This is a genomic window from Streptomyces sp. NPDC101191, from assembly GCF_044767915.1.
Lineage (GTDB): Bacteria > Actinomycetota > Actinomycetes > Streptomycetales > Streptomycetaceae > Streptomyces.
This window is the reverse complement of record NZ_JBIWOU010000005.1, coordinates 123,413-140,742: the sequence shown is the minus strand read 5'-3', so window position 1 is coordinate 140,742 and position 17,330 is coordinate 123,413. Positions and strand designations below refer to the sequence as shown.

Sequence of the window (17,330 nt, the reverse complement as noted above, 5' to 3'; positions counted from 1 at the left end):
AGATGACCGGTGACCTGGGGGATTGGTTGTAGCCCATTCACGAGATCTTTATGTGACGCGCGTCACGTAGGGCGGCCCCGTGCAACGCAGGAGCCCCGCGTCGCGATTCCGGTCGCGGCGCGGGGCTCCTGGACGGGCACCGGCATCAGGGCTGCGGGCGGTGCCGAGGGCACGGCGCCGGGGGGTGGAGCGCCGCGGGTGGTGTCAGGGTGTGGGGGAGCGGGACGCGGGTCTCGGGTCGTTCGTTCGGCCGGTTGCGGCCGGCCCCGGGCGTCCCCGGGACCGACCGCCCTTTCTGGGTGACCGGGCTGCTGTCCCCTGCCGTCCGGTCACGCGCGCTGAAGCGAGGTCCCACGGCGTACCTGAGGTACGCCACACGCCCCAGCGAAGCCACGCGTGGTCTCAATCGGGCCCGCCCCTGGCTGGCACGGACACCACGACCAACGAAGCGCCGCGCCGCCCGGTCACGCGCCGTACGGGTGAGGCTGGGACCGAACTCGGGTGCGGGACGGCACTCACACGCGCCGGGACGGCACAGGCACGCGCCGGGACGGCACACGCACGCGCCGGGACGGCACTCACACGCGCCGGAGCGGCGCACGCTCGCGCCGGGACGGCAGTGGCGCCCGCATCCGACCCCGTGTCCCGTGCCCGCTCAGATGCGGCCGCGGCACAGCTCCAGCATCGTCATCGCCAGCGCCGTGCCCGGCTTGCCCAGCGCGTCGCGGTAGTGGCCGAGCACCTCCATCTCGCGGGCCAGGTTCACCCGGCGGCCGCCGGAGGAGATGCGGGCCTCCTGGATGACGGCCGAGACGGCCATCCGTTCCTGGATCAGACCGATGATCCGGTCGTCGAGCGCGTCGATGCGCTCCCGGGCGTCGCCGATCAGCGCCGCGGCCTCGTCGGTGCGGGCACCGGTCTGCTCGGTGACGGTCAGGGCGGCGGTCTTCGTGCTCATGGGGGCTCCTCGTGGTGTTGGGTCGCCCCGGAGCGACTGGGCCCGGGAAACGCAGAGCGCCCCGGGCCTTGTCGGCCCGGGGCGCCTGGGAAGTCGCTTGTCAGTAGCTCAAGCAGCACGACCATGGCATCCGGACCGGCCGGTGCCATAGGTAAAGACGAAGGTCGAGAGCTTGCGCATGGCGTCAGTATGGACCCCCCTCGACCCCCGGCGACAACCCGGGCCCGGATGGTGAGACGAAGGCCACCCCGGTTCGGATGGTGAGACGAAGGGCAAGGGCGGCGCGCCGGTAGAATCGACAAATAACCCCCCCTTCGGGGGACCGACCCTCTCCTACCGCCGGAAGGCCGCCGTAGTGTCATCAGCGACCCCCGCTGCCGCGCCCGACGTCACCAACCCGGACGTAGTCCTCGTTGTCGACTTCGGCGCCCAGTACGCCCAGCTCATCGCCCGCCGCGTCCGCGAGGCCCGGGTCTACAGCGAGATCGTCCCGTCCACCATGCCGGTGGCCGAGATGCTGGCCAAGAACCCGAAGGCGATCATCCTCTCCGGCGGCCCGTCCTCCGTGTACGCCGAGGGTGCCCCGCGTCTGGACCGCGCGCTCTTCGAGGCCGGTGTCCCCGTCTTCGGCATGTGCTACGGCTTCCAGCTGATGGCGACCACGCTCGGCGGCACCGTCGACAACACGGGTGCCCGCGAGTACGGCCGTACGCCGCTGCACGTCAGCAAGGCCGGCTCCACGCTCTTCGAGGGCACCCCGGTCGAGCAGTCGGTGTGGATGTCGCACGGCGACGCCTGCTCCGCCGCCCCCGAGGGCTTCACCGTCACCGCGTCCACCGACGTCGTGCCGGTCGCCGCCTTCGAGAACGACGAGAAGAAGCTGTACGGCGTCCAGTACCACCCCGAGGTGCTGCACTCCACCCACGGCCAGCAGATCCTGGAGCACTTCCTCTACCGCGGCGCCGGTATCGAGCCCAGCTGGACCACGGGCAACGTGATCGAGGAGCAGGTCGCGGCCATCCGCGCCCAGGTCGGCGACAAGCGCGCCGTCTGCGGCCTCTCCGGCGGCGTCGACTCCGCCGTGGCCGCCGCGCTCGTGCAGAGGGCCATCGGCTCCCAGCTCACCTGCGTGTACGTCGACCACGGCCTGATGCGCAAGGGCGAGACCGAGCAGGTCGAGAAGGACTTCGTCGCCTCCACCGGCGTCAACCTCAAGGTCGTCGACGCGCAGGAGCGGTTCCTCACCGCCCTCGCCGGCGTCTCCGACCCGGAGACCAAGCGGAAGATCATCGGCCGCGAGTTCATCCGCGTCTTCGAGCAGGCGCAGCTGGAGATCCTCCAGGAGGAGGGCCCCGAGGTCGCGTTCCTCGTCCAGGGCACGCTCTACCCGGACATCGTCGAGTCCGGCGGCGGCACCGGCACCGCCAACATCAAGTCCCACCACAACGTCGGCGGTCTGCCCGACGACATCGAGTTCGAGCTCGTCGAACCGCTGCGCCAGCTCTTCAAGGACGAGGTCCGCATGGTCGGGCAGGAGCTCGGCCTGCCCGAGGAGATCGTCCAGCGCCAGCCGTTCCCCGGCCCCGGCCTCGGCATCCGCATCGTCGGCGAGGTCACCAAGGAGCGCCTGGACCTGCTGCGCGAGGCCGACGCCATCGCCCGCGAGGAGCTGACGGCCGCCGGTCTCGACCGCGAGATCTGGCAGTGCCCGGTCGTGCTGCTCGCCGACGTCCGCTCCGTGGGCGTCCAGGGCGACGGCCGCACCTACGGCCACCCGATCGTGCTGCGCCCGGTGTCCTCCGAGGACGCCATGACCGCCGATTGGTCGCGCCTGCCGTACGACGTGCTCGCCAAGATCTCGACCCGCATCACCAACGAGGTCGCCGACGTCAACCGCGTGGTCCTCGACGTGACCAGCAAGCCGCCGGGCACCATCGAGTGGGAGTGACCCCTCCCCTCGGCCAGTGAAGCCGCCGCCCCCGGACGCCACGGGGGCGGCGGCTTCGTTTCCGGCCGGGGGCTTCGTTTCCGGCGGGGGAGGCGGGGAGGCGGGGAGAGCGGGGGCGGTGGGGGTGGTGGCGGCGGGAGCGCCGGGCGCAGGCGGGCGGAATCGGAGATCCCCGCCCGCCCCGCGCCTGTCCTCGTCCGCGCCCCCGGTACGTGTGTGCGCAGATCCCGTACGCGGATCCGCGTACGGGATCTGGTGAGTTGACCGGCCGGGCGTTACCTTCCGGCGCATGACCGAGATACCGGCGTCCGTTCCGGCCCCTGTCCCCGTCGAAAAGCTCCACTTCGCGATGCCGCCCGTCCACGCGACGGCCGGCGAGGAGCGCGCCCACCGCAAGCAGCGGCTCGCCGCCGCGCTCCGGGTGTTCGGGGGGTTCGGATACGAGGAGGGGGTGTCCGGCCACATCACCGCCCGCGACCCCGAGCACCGCGACTGCTACTGGGTGAACCCCTTCGGCGCCCCCTTCGCCGAGCTCACCGCGAGCGACCTCGTCCTGGTCGACGGTGACGGCCGCGTCGTGTACGGCGCCCACCACGTCAACCAGGCCGCCTTCGCGGTGCACGCCGAGGTGCACCGCGCCCGGCCCGACGTCGTCGCCGTGGCGCACACCCACTCCCCGCACGGCCGGGCGCTCGCCGCACTCGGCGAGCTGATCGACCCGATCACCCAGGAAGCCTGCGCCTTCTACCAGGACCACGCCCTCTACGACGCCTACACCGGCGTCACCGTCAACCCCGAGGAGGGCCGCCGCATCGCGATCGCGCTCGGTACCTTCAAGGGCATCGTGCTGCGCAACCACGGTCTGCTCACCGTCGGTTCGTCGGTCGACGCGGCGGCCTGGTGGTTCATCGCCATGGAGCGGTGCGCCCAGGTGCAGCTGACCGCGCGTGCCGCGGGCAAGCCGGTGCTCATCGACCACCGCGACGCCGTCGCCACCCGTGAACAGCTCGGCAGCGACCTGGTGGCCTGGATCAACTACCAGCCACTGTGGCGGCGGATCAGCCGTACGGAGCCCGAACTGCTGTCGTAGCCTGTGCGCTTGGCTGCCCGTACGTCAATGTGATGACTCTTCAAATCACTCCCGCGCGAGGGGTGCAGAGCCCTCCGTACGGGCATGCGGTGCGGCACAATTCCCAGGAATCAACAGCCAGTTGACGACGGCACCTGGGGCCGGTCGACCGATCGGGAAGTGGGCGCGCCGTGGCGGTGCAAGAGGCGAGACAGTGCGGGGCGGACGCGGACGGCGGCGGCTGCCCGCACTGCGGGGGCTCCGGCCACCGGCGGGCCGTCGCCGCCTTCCTCGCCCGGCGCGACGAGCTCGCCGCCGGACGCGGCGTGCCCGCCGCCCTCGCCCACTCGCCGGTGGCCTCCCGCCAGTGGGTCTCCGACGAACTCGCCCAGTCCGCCCGCACGGTCACAGCGCGCGGCCGGGAGGCCGGCGGTGCCCGGCGCGGGCGCGTGTACCGCGGCACCCTCGCGGCCGTGTGGGGCGGCGTTCTCGCACTGCTCCTCGGGCAGGCCCTCACCGCGGTCGGCGCCGGCTGGACCGGCGCCCGCACCGCGGCCCTCGGCACCGCCGTCCTGCTCGCCGCCGCCCTGACCGCCGTGGCCCGGACCCACCGCGACCGCGGCGGGGTCTTCGCCCCGCTCCTCGGCGAGGACAACCGGCTCTCCACCTCCCGCACCGTCGCCGCCGCCTGGCTCCTCCTCGCCGTCTTCGGCGTGCTCCTGCTGTCCCTGCGGCTGGCCGGCGGGGCGCCGCACGTGGACCTCGGCCTCCGGCGCGGCGCCGGGCTGCTCGCCGTCCTCGCCCTGGTCGGCCTGACCACCGTGACGGCCCGGCTGATCGTGGCGCTGCGGGTCGCCGCCCGGCGGCTGCAGAAGGTGCGGGCCGAGCGGCCCCGACCGGCCGACCTCCTCTGCGACGACGACGGCCGTGCCTCCCTCACCGACGTGCAGTACGTGCTGGTCTCCGCCGCCGTCCTCGTGGTCGCCGCGGTCCGGCTGGGCCGGGCCCCCGACCGGCTGCCCGAGCTGCCCTGGGCGCTGGTGCTGCTCGTCGCCGTCTCCGTGGCCTGCTACCTCTCCGGAAAGTGCGCCGAGGGCGGCCGTCCCAAGATCTTCTCGGTCGTCCGGGCCCGCGAGGCGGGCGACCTCGACGCCCCGATCCGTACCGGCGACGACATCGAGATCCGCGGCACGGGCTTCGTCCCGGCGGGGGCGGCGGGCCCCGACCCGCTGACCCGGCTCGTCGTCCGGATCGGCCCGGTCCACGCCCATGTCCCGCTCGTCCCCGTCCCCGGCGGCTTCGCCAACCCCACCGACACGGCCCTGACCGTGCCCCTCCCGGTGGACGTGGAACCGGGCCGGGTGGAGGTGTCGGTCGTGACGGCCGCCGGCGTGGAGACCAACCGGGTCACGATCGACGTCCTCGACTGAGCCGGCCCCGGCCGCCCGTCCCCGCCGCCGGCGGATCGCCTCCCACCAGGGATGTCCCCGCACAGGCAATCCAGGGAGAATCGTTCCTCGTAACAAGAGGCAGGGGCGTGGAGAGGCGGCCGGAGATGACGGGACGGACGGACGGAACGACGGGCCAGGGCTCCGGGAGCCCGGGCGGTCACGGGACCCTCGCCGGCGCCGGCGGACTCGACGGGTGGAAGGCACTCGCCTCCCGCTACGCGCTGGTGCCGCTGCGGATCTTCCTCGGCATCACCTTCATCTACGCGGGCCTCGACAAGCTCACCGATCCCGGCTTCCTCGCAGACACCGGTTCCGGGTCGATCGGCGAGGTCATGCGGGGCGTCAGGGACAGCTCGGCCCTGCCCGCCCTGGTCGACCTGGCCCTCAAGAACCCGGTCGGCTTCGGCTACGCCATCGCCCTCGGCGAGCTGGCCGTCGGCCTCGGCACCCTCTTCGGTCTCTTCGCCCGGCTCGCCGCGCTCGGCGGGGCGCTGATCTCGCTGAGCCTCTGGCTGACCGTCAGCTGGCAGGTGAACCCGTACTACCTCGGCAACGACCTCGCCTACCTCATGGCCTGGCTGCCGCTGCTGCTGGCGGGCGCCCCGGTGCTCTCGCTCGACGCTCTCCTCGCCGACCGGCGGCGCAGGAGATAGGCGACCCACGAGGCCACCGCGGCCAGGCCGAAGGCCCCGCCCAGCACCGGGAACACCACGTACCAGGCGACCGGCCAGGCACCGGCCGCGTCCCCCGCGAAGAGGGCGGCGAGGGCCAGGGCGGCCACGCCGAGAACCAGTCGGCCGGGGCGGAACTCATGAACCAGCACGGGTGACCTCCACCTGTCCGAGGCCGACCTCCAGGAAGAGGTCGACGGTGCCGCCCGGGGGGACGCCCGGCGGCGGCGTGAGCGTACGGGTCTCGTCGAGGTCCGGCGCGATGTCGATGTCGCCCCGCTGCGAGGGCACGGCGGACGGCGCCGGCGGCGTCGGCGCCACGGGCGGCCGCGCGGAGGGCTGTGCCGTGGTCCGTCCAGGGGCGGGCGGGGCCGGCGGGGTGGCCGGGGCCGGCGCCGGTCCGTTCGGGGGCAGCCGGAGGTCGCCGAGGCCGGCCTGGGCGCGCAGCGTCACCGTCACGTTCCGCGGCACGATCACCTCCAGCCTCCCCGCGCCGACCTCCACCCGGGTCGTCACCTTCGTCCCCGCCGGCACGACGAGACCCGACAGGTCGAGCGTGCCGACCCCCGTGCCCAGCTCGTACCGCGGCTGCACCGCCGAGACCGTCGCCGGGCGCCAGGTCTCGCGCGCCCAGACGGTGGAGATCTCCTTCGGCAGCACCGACGCCACCGTGAGCAGCCCCGCCGTCACGAGCATGAGGAAGACCGTGCCGAACCCGGTCCGGCCGACCAGGCTGCTGACGACCAGGCCGAGCCCGAACACCGCGAGCGCGGCCGCCAGACCGATCTGCAGGCTGGTGCCCAGCGGGTGCCCGTCCCAGGACAGGCCCGTGCCCAGCCCGCCCGCGACCAGGGCGAGCAGGAACACGAGGCCGCCGATGGACGGCGGGCTCGTGCGGACCGGGGTCGAGGGCGTCGGCCTGCTCGGCTCCCCGGGATCGGGGCCCCACTGGCTGCCGGGCGTCGGCACCACGCCGTCGATCGTGCCGTCCTCGTCGAGCACGCCGTGCGGGCCCCAGAGGTATCCGACGGCCACCTTGCCGGTCGAACCGTCCTTGACGATCGGGTCCCGCCACCAGGACGGGAACTCCATCACCGGCGGCGCCTTCGTCTCCGGCGGAGCCTCGGCGACGGCGAGCGCCGCGGCCGCGTCTATCCGGCCGCCCTCCTCGGCGGTCGCCACGACCGACTGGCGCCGCTGCGACCACACCGCCGCACCGCTCACCGCGAGGGAGAGGATCAGCGTGAACGCCAGCGTGCCCCCGTTGTGCAGCATCGACAGGAAGACGCCGCAGCCCACGAGCGCCATCAGGACCGCGCTCAGCGAGGAGCCGGAGACCCGGCCGGTCAGCAGCCGGCGGCCCTCGCTCTCCTCCTCGCCCACGAGCGGAATCAGCAGCCACGCGAAGCCGTAGAAGATCAGTCCGACGCCGCCGGTCACGGCGAGCACGCCGAGCGCGATCCGGAAGATCACCGGGTCGAGGTCGAAGTGCCGGCCGAGCCCGCCGCACACGCCGGCCACGACCTTCTGCCCGCGCGAGCGCCGCAGCGGCGGGGCGGGCGGGGCCTCCGCCGACGGCGGGGCCTCGTGGGGCGAAGGCGTCGTACTCGTCATGCCTCCATGGTGACCGCCCGTGACGCCCCGCGGCACCGGGGCCGACCCTGCCTTGACCCTGATCTTCCGGCCGAACGTGACCCCGAGACGGTTCCAGGGTCGATATCCGGGCCGACCCTGATGTCCGGGGGCGGCCGAACGTGTGACGATCAGTCCATGCCCGTTGCCGCCCGTCTGCCCGAGCTCGACGAACCGCCCGTGCGCAAGCTGTACCGCAGCGCCGACGGACGGTGGCTCGGCGGTGTCGCGCGCGGCCTCGCGGGGCATCTGGGACTGCCGGTGATCTGGGTGCGCGCGTTCTTCGTGGCCCTGATGCTCGCGGACGGCCTCGGCGCGCTGCTCTACGCGGTGTTCTGGATCGTCGTGCCGCTCGGCGTCGGCGGCCGCTCCGCGCCGCGCTCGGTCTTCGAGACCACGGCCGACGGCCGCAGACGCCTCCGCAAGCCCGACCGGGGCCAGGTCTTCGCCCTGATCGCCCTCGCGCTCGGCATCTCCGCGTTCGTCGGCAACCTCCATGTCGACCGGGAGGCCGGCCGCTACGTCTGGCCGTCCCTGCTGATCGGTGTCGGCGTCGTCCTCGTCTGGCGGCAGGCGGACAACGCCCGCCGGGCCAGCTGGACCGACCCCGACCGGCGCCGCCGCGCCCTCCAGCTCGTGCGCGGACTCGTGGGCGTCGCCCTGGTCGGCACCGGCCTCGCGGTGTTCGTGGTGGTGCGCGGCTCGGTCGCCCAGCTCGGCACGGCGCTGACCGCCGCCGTCGCCGTCCTCACCGGGATAGCGCTGCTCGCCGGGCCCTGGCTGGTCCGGATGTCGCAGGACCTGAGCGAGGAGCGCACGCTGCGCATCCGCGCCCAGGAGCGCGCCGAGGTCGCCGCCCACGTCCACGACTCCGTACTGCACACCCTCACGCTGATCCAGCGGAACGCCGACGACGCCGGCGAGGTCCGCCGGCTCGCCCGGGCCCAGGAGCGGGAGCTGCGCAACTGGCTGTACAAGCCGGAGGGCACGGGCAAGGAGGAGGACGAGGAGCCGGCCACCCTCGCCGAGGCGGTCAAGCGGGCCGCGGCCGAGGTCGAGGACAAGCACGGTGTCCCGCTGGAGGTCGTCGTGGTCGGCGACTGCCCGCTCGACGAGAAACTGGGCGCGCAGATGCAGGCCGCGCGCGAGGCGATGGTCAACGCCGCCAAGTACGGTGGCGAGGGGGGACCGGTGCAGGTCTACGCGGAGGTGGAGGGCCGGACGGTCTTCGTCTCCGTGAAGGACCGCGGGCCGGGCTTCGACCTGGACGCGGTACCGGACGACCGGATGGGCGTACGAGAATCGATCATCGGCCGGATGCAGCGCAACGGCGGATCGGCGCGGCTGAGGTCCGTGCCGGGCGGGGGTACCGAAGTGGAGCTGGAGATGGAGAGGGCGGACGGATGAGCGACGAGACGGGGACCGGGAGCGGGGCGGCGCAGGGCACGGAGCGCCGGGTGCGGGTCGTGCTCGTCGACGACCACCGCATGTTCCGCACCGGGGTGCAGGCGGAGATCGGCCGGACCGACGTGACCGGCGTCGAGGTGGTCGGCGAGGCCGCCGACGTGGACCAGGCGGTCACGGTGATCACCGCCACCCGCCCCGAGGTCGTCCTCCTCGACGTGCACCTGCCGGGCGGCGGCGGGGTCGAGGTGCTGCGCCGCTGTGCCAGCCTGATGGCGGCGGCCGAGAACCCGGTCCGATTCCTGGCCCTGTCGGTGTCCGACGCGGCCGAGGACGTCATCGGGGTCATCCGCGGCGGTGCCCGCGGCTACGTCACCAAGACCATCACCGGTACCGACCTGGTCGACTCGATCTTCCGGGTGCAGGAGGGCGACGCCGTCTTCTCGCCGCGCCTGGCCGGCTTCGTCCTCGACGCCTTCGCCTCGACGGACGCCCCGCCGGTGGACGAGGACCTCGACCGGCTCACCCAGCGGGAGCGCGAGGTGCTCCGGCTGATCGCCCGCGGCTACGCGTACAAGGAGATCGCCAAGCAGCTCTTCATCTCGGTGAAGACGGTCGAGTCCCACGTCTCGGCGGTGCTCCGCAAGCTCCAGCTGTCCAACCGGCACGAGCTGACCCGCTGGGCGACCGCCCGCCGCCTCGTCTGAGGACCGACGACGGGCGTCCGGAGGCCGGCGTCAGCCCACCCGGGTGGCGCCCGCGAAGGGCATCTCGTCGATCGGGGCGATCCGGACCGGGGCGCCGGGGCGCGGGGCGTGGATCATCTGCCCGCCGCCGATGTAGAGGCCGACGTGGCTGATGCCGGAGTAGAAGAACACCAGGTCGCCGGGGGCCAGCTCGGAGCGTGAGACCCGGCGGCCGGCGTTGATCTGGGTGTACGTGGTGCGCGGCAGCGAGACCCCGGCGGCGCGCCAGGAGGCCTGGGTCAGTCCCGAGCAGTCGAAGGCCGACGGCCCCGTCGCCCCCCACACGTAGGGCTTGCCGAGCTGGGCGCGGGCGAACGCGATCGCCTCGGCGGCGCGGCTGGTGGGCGCCGTGATCGGGCCGCGCGGCAGGGAGTCCCGGTCGGCCCGGTCCGCCGTGCCCGAAGAGCCCGGGGCGCCGGCCGCGTCGTGCGCTCCGGCCGCGACGGCGGCCTCGTACCGGGCCCGCTCCTCTGCGGTCAGCCGGGCGAGCAGGGTGCGGGCCGCGGTCAGCTTCCCCTGCACGGTGGCCTTCTGCCGCCGCAGCTCGGCCTCGTGCGTCCGCAGCTCCCGGAGCCGCCCCTCGGCCTCGCCGCGCAGCTGCCGTACGGCCGTCAGCTCGCGCCGTACGGACGCGACGGCCGCCGCCTGCCGGTCCCCGGCCTTCTCGGCGAGCGCGGCCCGCTCCAGGTACTGGTCCGGGTCGGAGGTGAGGACGAGCCGGATCGCCGGGTCGAGGCCGCCGGAGCGGTACTGCGCGGCGGCGAACGCGCCCAGCGACTCACGGGAGCGGTTGAGCCGGTCGGTCCTGCGGGCGGACTCGTCGCGCAGCCGGTCGAAGGCGGCCCACGCCCGGTCGGCCTGCTCCTTCGCGCCGTTGTACTTCTCGGTCGCGACCTCGGCCTCCTCGTAGAGCCGGTCGACCTCGGCCTTGACCTGGGCGGGGGTCGGTCGGGGCGCGGCGTGCCCGGAGCCCTCGAAGACGGTCGCGGTGGCCGCGGAGGCGAGGGCCAGAGTGGCCGCCGTGCGGGCGGCCTGGCCGCCGAGCGGGGACTGCTTGGGCTTGCGGTGCGCTGCCACGAGGGCGGGTCACATCCTCTCCCTGCGGGGGACATCGCCCGCCGGGGCCGGCGGCGGCCCGCACAGGGGAACGCGCCGCCGCCGGTTTTCTCGGCGGGGGTGACCGACAGCCGTCGGAGTCCGGCGGTGGTGGGGAGCCGGTCACCTGGAGGAGGACGCTAAACCTGGCGGACGCCCGGCGGCGTCGGGTTGACCGCTATTGGCGCCCGTTGCCTTTCCGGGACCGTTCCCTTTCGAACGGAGTGAGATCCGGACGGCGCTTCCGGCGGCCCCCTGACCGAAGCCGGGGAGAAGGCGGACCCGCCCCAGGGCCGCTGATATGGCCCCGGTTAGGCTCCGCCCCATGGACGTACTCATTCATGTCTTCGTCGCTCTTCACATCATCGGAATCGGCGCGCTGCTCGGCGGATTCCTGACCCAGATGAAGGCGATGGGCGCCGGTACGGCCCGCTTCACCCCGGCGATGCTGCACGGCGCCCTGACGATGCTCGTCACCGGCATCGCCCTCGTCGGCCTCAACCAGGCCGACGACCACACCCTGAACAACATCAAGATCGGCGTGAAGCTCGCCGTGCTCGTCGTGATCCTCGGCCTCGTCTACGTCAAGCGCGACGAGGAGAAGGTCGACAAGGGGCTGTTCGGCGCGGTCGGCGGCCTGACCATGGCGAACATCTTCATCGCCACGCTCTGGGTCTGACCGCCGCCCGACAGGGGCGCGGAGGCCAGGGCACTCCCTGATCCGCCCGGCCCGGAGGACGCGAGCTATACCGGGCGCACGCTTCCGTAGATCGGCATGTAGTAGATCGACTCCTCGCGCACGTACGCCCCCGGCTTCGGCGCGTGGATCATCTTGCCGCCGCCGATGTAGATGCCCACGTGGCTGATGTCGTCGTAGAAGAAGACGAGATCGCCCGGGAGCAGGTCGCCGGTGGCGATCCTGTCGCCGACCTTCACCTGGTCCCAGGTGGTCCGCGGCAGATCCACCCCGGCCGCGCGCCAGGCGGCCTGGGTGAGCCCGGAGCAGTCGTACGAGCTGGGGCCGGTGGCCCCCCAGACGTACGGCTTGCCGATCTGGGCGCGCGCGAAGGCCAGCGCCTCGGCCGCCTTCGCCGCGTACGAGGAACCCGAACCGGACGGCGGCGGCGTGCTCGGATCCGGCGTCGGCCGGGTCTCCTCCTGCCGCTTGCGCTCGGCCTCGGCCGCCGCCTTCGCGGCCGCCTCCGCCTTGGCCCGTGCCTCCGCCTTCCGGCGCGCCTCGGCCTGCCGCTCGCGCTCCAGCTCCGCGAGCCGCGCCTTCTCCTCCGCCGTCAGCTTCGCGAGCAGCGTGCGCGCCTCGGCGAGCTTGGCCTGCACGGTCTCCTTGCTGCCGCGCAGCTTCTTCTGCGCGGCGGTCAGCTCCGTGAGGCTCCGGGCGGCCTGCGCCCGCTGCTTCGCCGCTGCCGCGCGCTTCGACTCGTAGTCGGCGACCGCGGTGCGCTGCTTCTCCGAGAGGCGGTCCATCAGGTGCGTCTGGTCGAAGTAGTCCTGCGGGCTGTCGGCGAAGATCAGGGTGGCGGTCGGTCCGACCGCGCCGGCCCGGTACTGCGCCGCCGCGTACGCGCCGAGGGCCCGGCGCGACTCGTTGATCTCCTCCGTGCGGCGGGCCGCGTCGTCGAGCATCCGGGCGACCGTGCGCCGCTGCCGGTCGGTGGCCTCCTTGGCGCGGTCGTACTCCTGCGTCGCGGCACCGGCCTCCCGGTACAGCCGGTCGACCTTCTTCTGCACCTCCTCGACCGAGGGCTTCGCCGGCTGCGTGGGAACGGCGTGGGCGCTCTGCCCGGACAGCAGCGTCACGGAGGCGAGGGCGGCCGTCGTGACTCCGACGGCGGGGGCGTGGGGGCGGGTCGTGCGCGGCTTGCGATGGGACGCCAAGGCCGGCATCTCCTTCCTGGACACCGAGAGGCACCCGACCGCGTGGTGTCGGCCGTGAGGGAGGCGCGCCTGGTTCGGCGTGGGCTTCCCGCTCGGCGCGGTTCGCCGACGGTGGGGAGGGGGTAGGGGACGGGCCGCTTGGGCGAGCACGCTAGCGAGCCGCGGGACGGCTGGGAAGGCCGGTGGGTCTTATGTCCGATACATTTTCGTGACCTGATGCGGATGGGCACCCTCCGCACCGTCACGTATCCCTTCGGTCACTTTCGGACGCGGCAACCGACTGTCGGTCCGGCCGCCTAGACTCGGGAGGCGATGAGCAGCCTCTTTGACGACAGCTTCCTGGCGAGCCTCCAGAACCACTCCTCGGAGCCTCCGCCCCTGCCCGAGGACCACGAGCACGGCGCCCCGGCCGCGGAGGAGGTCCCGCACGACCTCTTCGGGGAGCACTTCGACGCGCCCCCGGCCGACCGGGACCCCTACTACCGCGACGGCGCCCACCGCCCCGTCGTGGACCCGGCCGCGCTTCTGGACGGGATGAACGAGCAGCAGCGCGCCGCCGTCGTCCACACCGGCACCCCGCTGCTCATCGTCGCGGGCGCCGGCTCCGGCAAGACCCGGGTGCTCACCCATCGCATCGCCCACCTCCTGGGTACGCGGCACGTCCACCCCGGCCAGATACTGGCGATCACCTTCACCAACAAGGCCGCCGGCGAGATGAAGGAGCGCGTCGAGCAGCTCGTCGGCCCGCGCGCCCACGCCATGTGGGTCATGACCTTCCACAGCGCGTGCGTGCGCATCCTGCGCCGCGAGTCGAAGCGCCTCGGCTTCACGTCCTCGTTCTCGATCTACGACGCCGCCGACTCCAAGCGTCTGATGTCCCTGGTCTGCCGCGACCTGGACCTCGACCCCAAGCGCTTCCCGCCGAAGTCCTTCAGCGCCAAGATCTCCAACCTCAAGAACGAGCTCATCGACGAGGAGACCTTCGCCGACCGGGCCGCCGACGGATTCGAGAAGACCCTCGCCGAGGCCTACCGGATGTACCAGGCGCGGCTGCGCGAGGCCAACGCGCTGGACTTCGACGACATCATCATGACGACGGTCCACCTGCTCCAGGCCTTCCCGGACGTCGCCGAGCACTACCGCCGCCGCTTCCGGCACGTCCTCGTCGACGAGTACCAGGACACCAACCACGCCCAGTACACGCTCGTGCGGGAGCTGGTCGGCACCGGGTACGAGGACCTCGGCCCCGCCGAGCTGTGCGTCGTCGGCGACGCCGACCAGTCGATCTACGCCTTCCGCGGCGCGACCATCCGCAACATCCTCCAGTTCGAGGAGGACTACCCGGACGCCACGACGATCCTCCTGGAGCAGAACTACCGCTCCACGCAGACGATCCTGTCCGCGGCCAACGCCGTCATCGAGCGCAACGAGTCCCGCCGTCCCAAGAACCTGTGGACCAACGCGGGCGCCGGCGCGCAGATCACCGGCTACGTCGCAGACACCGAACACGACGAGGCCCAGTTCGTCGCCGACGAGATCGACCGCCTCACCGACGCGGGAGACGCCAAGGCCGGCGACGTCGCCGTGTTCTACCGCACCAACGCCCAGTCCCGCGTCTTCGAAGAGATCTTCATCCGCGTCGGCCTCCCGTACAAGGTCGTCGGCGGCGTGCGCTTCTACGAGCGCAAGGAGGTCCGGGACGTCCTCGCCTACCTGCGCGTCCTCGCCAACCCCGAGGACAACGTGCCGCTGCGCCGCATCCTCAACGTCCCCAAGCGGGGCATCGGCGAGCGCGCCGAGGCGATGATCGACGCCCTCGCCCTGCGCGAGAAGATCACCTTCCCGCAGGCGCTCAAGCGCGTCGACGAGGCCTACGGCATGGCGGCCCGCTCCTCCAACGCCGTCAAGCGTTTCAACACGCTCATGGAGGAGCTGCGCACCATCGTCGACTCGGGTGCCGGACCGGCCGTGGTCCTGGAGGCCGTGCTCGAACGCACCGGTTATCTGGCCGAGTTGCAGGCCTCCACCGACCCGCAGGACGAGACCCGCATCGAGAACCTTCAGGAACTCGCCGCCGTGGCGCTGGAGTTCGAGCAGGAGCGCGGCGAGGAGGGCGGCTCGCTCTCCGAGTTCCTGGAGCAGGTCGCGCTCGTCGCCGACTCCGACCAGATCCCCGACGAGGACGAGGAGGGCTCGGGCGTCATCACCCTGATGACCCTCCACACGGCCAAGGGCCTGGAGTTCCCGGTCGTCTTCCTCACCGGAATGGAGGACGGCGTCTTCCCGCACATGCGCGCGCTGGGCCAGACCAAGGAGCTGGAGGAGGAGCGCCGCCTCGCGTACGTGGGCATCACCCGCGCCCGCGAGCGCCTCTACCTGACCCGCTCCGCGATGCGCAGCGCCTGGGGGCAGCCCTCGTACAACCCGGCCTCGCGCTTCCTGGAGGAGATCCCCACCGCGTACCTGGAGTGGAAGCGGACCGGCCCGATGGCCAAGCCCGCCGGGCCGACCTCCGGCATCACGTCCTCGCTGTCCTCCTCGCGCTCCCGCTCCGGCCCGTCGGGCTTCGCCACGCGGCGTACGAGCGACAAGCCGGTGATCACGCTCCAGGTCGGCGACCGGGTCACGCACGACCAGTTCGGCCTCGGCACGGTCATGGGCGTGCAGGGCGTGGGCGCCGACGCCCAGGCGACGATCGACTTCGGCGGCGAGAAGCCGAAGCGGCTGCTGCTGCGGTACGCGCCGGTCGAGAAGCTGTAGGCGTCAGGCAGGTACGAGGAAGGGCCCCGGCCGGAGTGCGGCGGGGCCCTTCCTCGTACCTGCGGTGCGGGGGTCAGCTCAGCGGGTTGAGACCGTGGCTGAGCAGCCAGGGCAGCGGGTCGATGGCCGCGCCGCCGTTCGGCCGGACCTCGAAGTGGAGGTGCGGGCCGGTGGAGTTGCCGGAGTTGCCGGAGTACGCGATGACCTCGCCGGCCTTGACCTTGCCGGAGCGGATCTTGGTGCTGCTGAGGTGGCAGTACCAGGTCTCCGTGCCGTCCGGCGCGGTCACGATCGCCATGTTGCCGTAGGCGCTGTTCCACTGGGTGCGGACGGTGCCGTCGGTCGCGGACATGACCTTGGTGCCGTACTGCACGGGGAAGTCGATACCGGTGTGCGTCGACATCCAGTTGACGCCGGCCTGACCGAAGCGGGCGCTGAGCTGGTGCAGCTTCACCGGGAGCATGAACTTCGGGCGGAGGGCCTCCTTGCGGGCGGCCTCCTCCTCGCGCTTCTTCCGCTCCGCGTCCTGGCGGATCTTCAGGTCGATGCGCTCCTGGGTGCGGCTGGCGCGCTCGCCGAAGTCGCGGGCGTCGGCGCTGAGCGCGGCGAGCTGGGTGTCCAGCTTGCTGTTCGCGGCGACCTGCTTGACCGAGGCCGGGTCGGCGGCGGCCATGGACGTCGTGTCGTCCTTGGCGTCGGCGGTGTCGGTGAGACCACTGACGGAGGCGGCGGCGATGCCGGCGACCCCCATGACGCAGGCGGACGGAACGGCGACCGTCAGGAGGGCGGACCGCTTGGCGGGCGTACGGCGCCGGCCGCGACTGCCGCCGCCGGAGCGGCGCACGGGCCGCGCGGGGAGGTCGGCGTCCGGGGCGGGGCCCTGGCCCGGAAGGAGATCGGGGTCGATCTCCAGAGCGATCATGGTCTCGGCGTCGTGGAAGGCGTCGGGCTCCTGGTCGAGGTCCTCGGCGTACTCGGCGAGTTCCGGCTCGAACGCCGTCGGCTCCTCGTAGGAAGCCGTCTCGTAGGAGGCCGTCTCGTAGGCGGCGGCGTCGTACTGCGGCGTCTCGTACCGAGGAGCGTCGTACGCGGACGTCTCGTACTGGGGCGCCTCGTACTGGGGCGTCTCGTACGCCGCGGACTCGGGGGACGCGTACGCGTCGTACGAGCCGTAGGACGCGGCGTTCTCGTGGGAGAAGTCGTACGAGGGCTCGGGGGAGTGCTCGGCCGGGTACTCCGAGGAGTGCTCCGGGGTGTACTGCTGCGGGACGACCGCTTCGGGGGCCACCTGGTTCCAGGCCGTGGCGTCGTACGTCCCGGTCTCGAAGCCGGGGGCCGTCCACTGGGTCGTGGCGTCGTGGGAGGCGAAGGGAGCGGCCTCGTACTGGCCCGTCTGCTGCGCCTCGGTCCAGGCGGAGGCGTCCCACTGACCGGTGGCGGTGTAGGAGCCGTAGGAGCCGGTGTCCCACTGGCCGCCGTGGTCGCTGTAGCCGGTGTAACCGCTCTGGTCGACGTACCCGGTGTGGCTGGTCTGACCTGCGTCGTAGCCCGTGTCGTAGGTGCCGAACAGAGGGTCGACGGCGTAGCTGCCCGTGGTCTGGGTGGCGTCCGTGACGTACCCGGCGTGGGGGTGCTGGTCGTTCACCAACTTCTCTCTCGCCTCGGCAGCAGGGGGTCAAGCAGTGGCGTGACTGTACCCGGCG

General features: G+C 72.8%; 14 protein-coding genes. 8 read left to right on the top strand and 6 right to left on the bottom strand.

The window, feature by feature from the left end; genetic code table 11:
- Positions 1-655: 655 nt before the first annotated feature.
- Positions 656-958 (bottom strand): chorismate mutase, encoded by a 303-nt coding sequence (locus ACIRQF_RS20405; protein ID WP_376635515.1) that lies wholly within the window; start codon positions 956-958, stop codon positions 656-658.
- A 355-nt stretch (positions 959-1,313) separates the two neighbouring features.
- On the opposite strand from ACIRQF_RS20405, the gene guaA reads away from it, so the two are divergent.
- The 4 genes from guaA to ACIRQF_RS20385 all read left to right on the top strand — a co-directional run bounded on the left by guaA (position 1,314) and on the right by ACIRQF_RS20385 (position 6,079).
- The gene (gene guaA / locus ACIRQF_RS20400; RefSeq protein ID WP_382483590.1) at positions 1,314-2,906 is read left to right on the top strand and encodes a glutamine-hydrolyzing GMP synthase; all 1,593 of its coding nucleotides are present in this window, start codon (positions 1,314-1,316) and stop codon (positions 2,904-2,906) included.
- 289 nt (positions 2,907-3,195) lie between these two features.
- A complete protein-coding gene (locus ACIRQF_RS20395) occupies positions 3,196-3,996 on the top strand; it encodes a class II aldolase/adducin family protein (protein ID WP_404093839.1) in 801 nt (266 codons plus the stop codon).
- Between the two features lie 170 nt (positions 3,997-4,166).
- The gene (locus tag ACIRQF_RS20390) at positions 4,167-5,405 is read left to right on the top strand and encodes a hypothetical protein (protein ID WP_404093836.1); all 1,239 of its coding nucleotides are present in this window, start codon (positions 4,167-4,169) and stop codon (positions 5,403-5,405) included.
- Between the two features lie 125 nt (positions 5,406-5,530).
- Positions 5,531-6,079 (top strand): DoxX family protein, encoded by a 549-nt coding sequence (locus tag ACIRQF_RS20385; RefSeq protein ID WP_404093833.1) that lies wholly within the window; start codon positions 5,531-5,533, stop codon positions 6,077-6,079.
- On the opposite strand, the gene ACIRQF_RS20380 is transcribed toward ACIRQF_RS20385, so the two are convergent.
- Together ACIRQF_RS20380 and ACIRQF_RS20375 are read right to left on the bottom strand one after the other, a co-directional pair.
- A complete protein-coding gene (locus tag ACIRQF_RS20380; RefSeq protein WP_404093830.1) occupies positions 5,989-6,249 on the bottom strand; it encodes a hypothetical protein in 261 nt (86 codons plus the stop codon). The two genes, ACIRQF_RS20385 and ACIRQF_RS20380, sit on opposite strands and share 91 nt — an antisense overlap.
- Positions 6,236-7,711, bottom strand: coding sequence for a PspC domain-containing protein (locus ACIRQF_RS20375; RefSeq protein ID WP_404093827.1), 1,476 nt, complete (start codon positions 7,709-7,711; stop codon positions 6,236-6,238). Before ACIRQF_RS20375 ends, ACIRQF_RS20380 begins: the two co-directional genes overlap by 14 nt.
- A 156-nt stretch (positions 7,712-7,867) precedes the next feature.
- On the opposite strand from ACIRQF_RS20375, the gene ACIRQF_RS20370 reads away from it, so the two are divergent.
- Together ACIRQF_RS20370 and ACIRQF_RS20365 are read left to right on the top strand one after the other, a co-directional pair.
- Positions 7,868-9,136, top strand: a complete 1,269-nt coding sequence (locus ACIRQF_RS20370) for a PspC domain-containing protein (RefSeq protein ID WP_376635527.1) — start codon at positions 7,868-7,870, stop codon at positions 9,134-9,136.
- Positions 9,133-9,840: a LuxR C-terminal-related transcriptional regulator gene (locus ACIRQF_RS20365; RefSeq protein WP_376635528.1), complete on the top strand. Its 708-nt coding sequence runs from the start codon at positions 9,133-9,135 to the stop codon at positions 9,838-9,840. Before ACIRQF_RS20370 ends, ACIRQF_RS20365 begins: the two co-directional genes overlap by 4 nt.
- 30 nt (positions 9,841-9,870) lie before the next feature.
- Here ACIRQF_RS20365 and ACIRQF_RS20360 read toward each other — a convergent pair whose 3' ends face one another.
- Positions 9,871-10,956 carry an NlpC/P60 family protein gene (locus tag ACIRQF_RS20360; RefSeq protein ID WP_404093822.1) on the bottom strand — a complete coding sequence of 362 codons (1,086 nt, stop codon included), beginning with the start codon at positions 10,954-10,956 and terminating at the stop codon, positions 9,871-9,873.
- 343 nt (positions 10,957-11,299) lie between these two features.
- On the opposite strand from ACIRQF_RS20360, the gene ACIRQF_RS20355 reads away from it, so the two are divergent.
- A complete protein-coding gene (locus ACIRQF_RS20355) occupies positions 11,300-11,653 on the top strand; it encodes a hypothetical protein (RefSeq protein WP_376635532.1) in 354 nt (117 codons plus the stop codon).
- Positions 11,654-11,718: 65 nt separating this feature from the next.
- Here ACIRQF_RS20355 and ACIRQF_RS20350 read toward each other — a convergent pair whose 3' ends face one another.
- On the bottom strand, positions 11,719-12,876 hold the full coding sequence (locus ACIRQF_RS20350) for an NlpC/P60 family protein (RefSeq protein ID WP_376635533.1): 1,158 nt from the start codon (positions 12,874-12,876) through the stop codon (positions 11,719-11,721).
- Between the two features lie 303 nt (positions 12,877-13,179).
- On the opposite strand from ACIRQF_RS20350, the gene pcrA reads away from it, so the two are divergent.
- Positions 13,180-15,627: a DNA helicase PcrA gene (gene pcrA, locus ACIRQF_RS20345; RefSeq protein WP_404093819.1), complete on the top strand. Its 2,448-nt coding sequence runs from the start codon at positions 13,180-13,182 to the stop codon at positions 15,625-15,627.
- 73 nt (positions 15,628-15,700) lie between these two features.
- On the opposite strand, the gene ACIRQF_RS20340 is transcribed toward pcrA, so the two are convergent.
- The gene (locus ACIRQF_RS20340) at positions 15,701-17,272 is read right to left on the bottom strand and encodes a peptidoglycan DD-metalloendopeptidase family protein (RefSeq protein WP_404093816.1); all 1,572 of its coding nucleotides are present in this window, start codon (positions 17,270-17,272) and stop codon (positions 15,701-15,703) included.
- Positions 17,273-17,330: the final 58 nt, after the last annotated feature.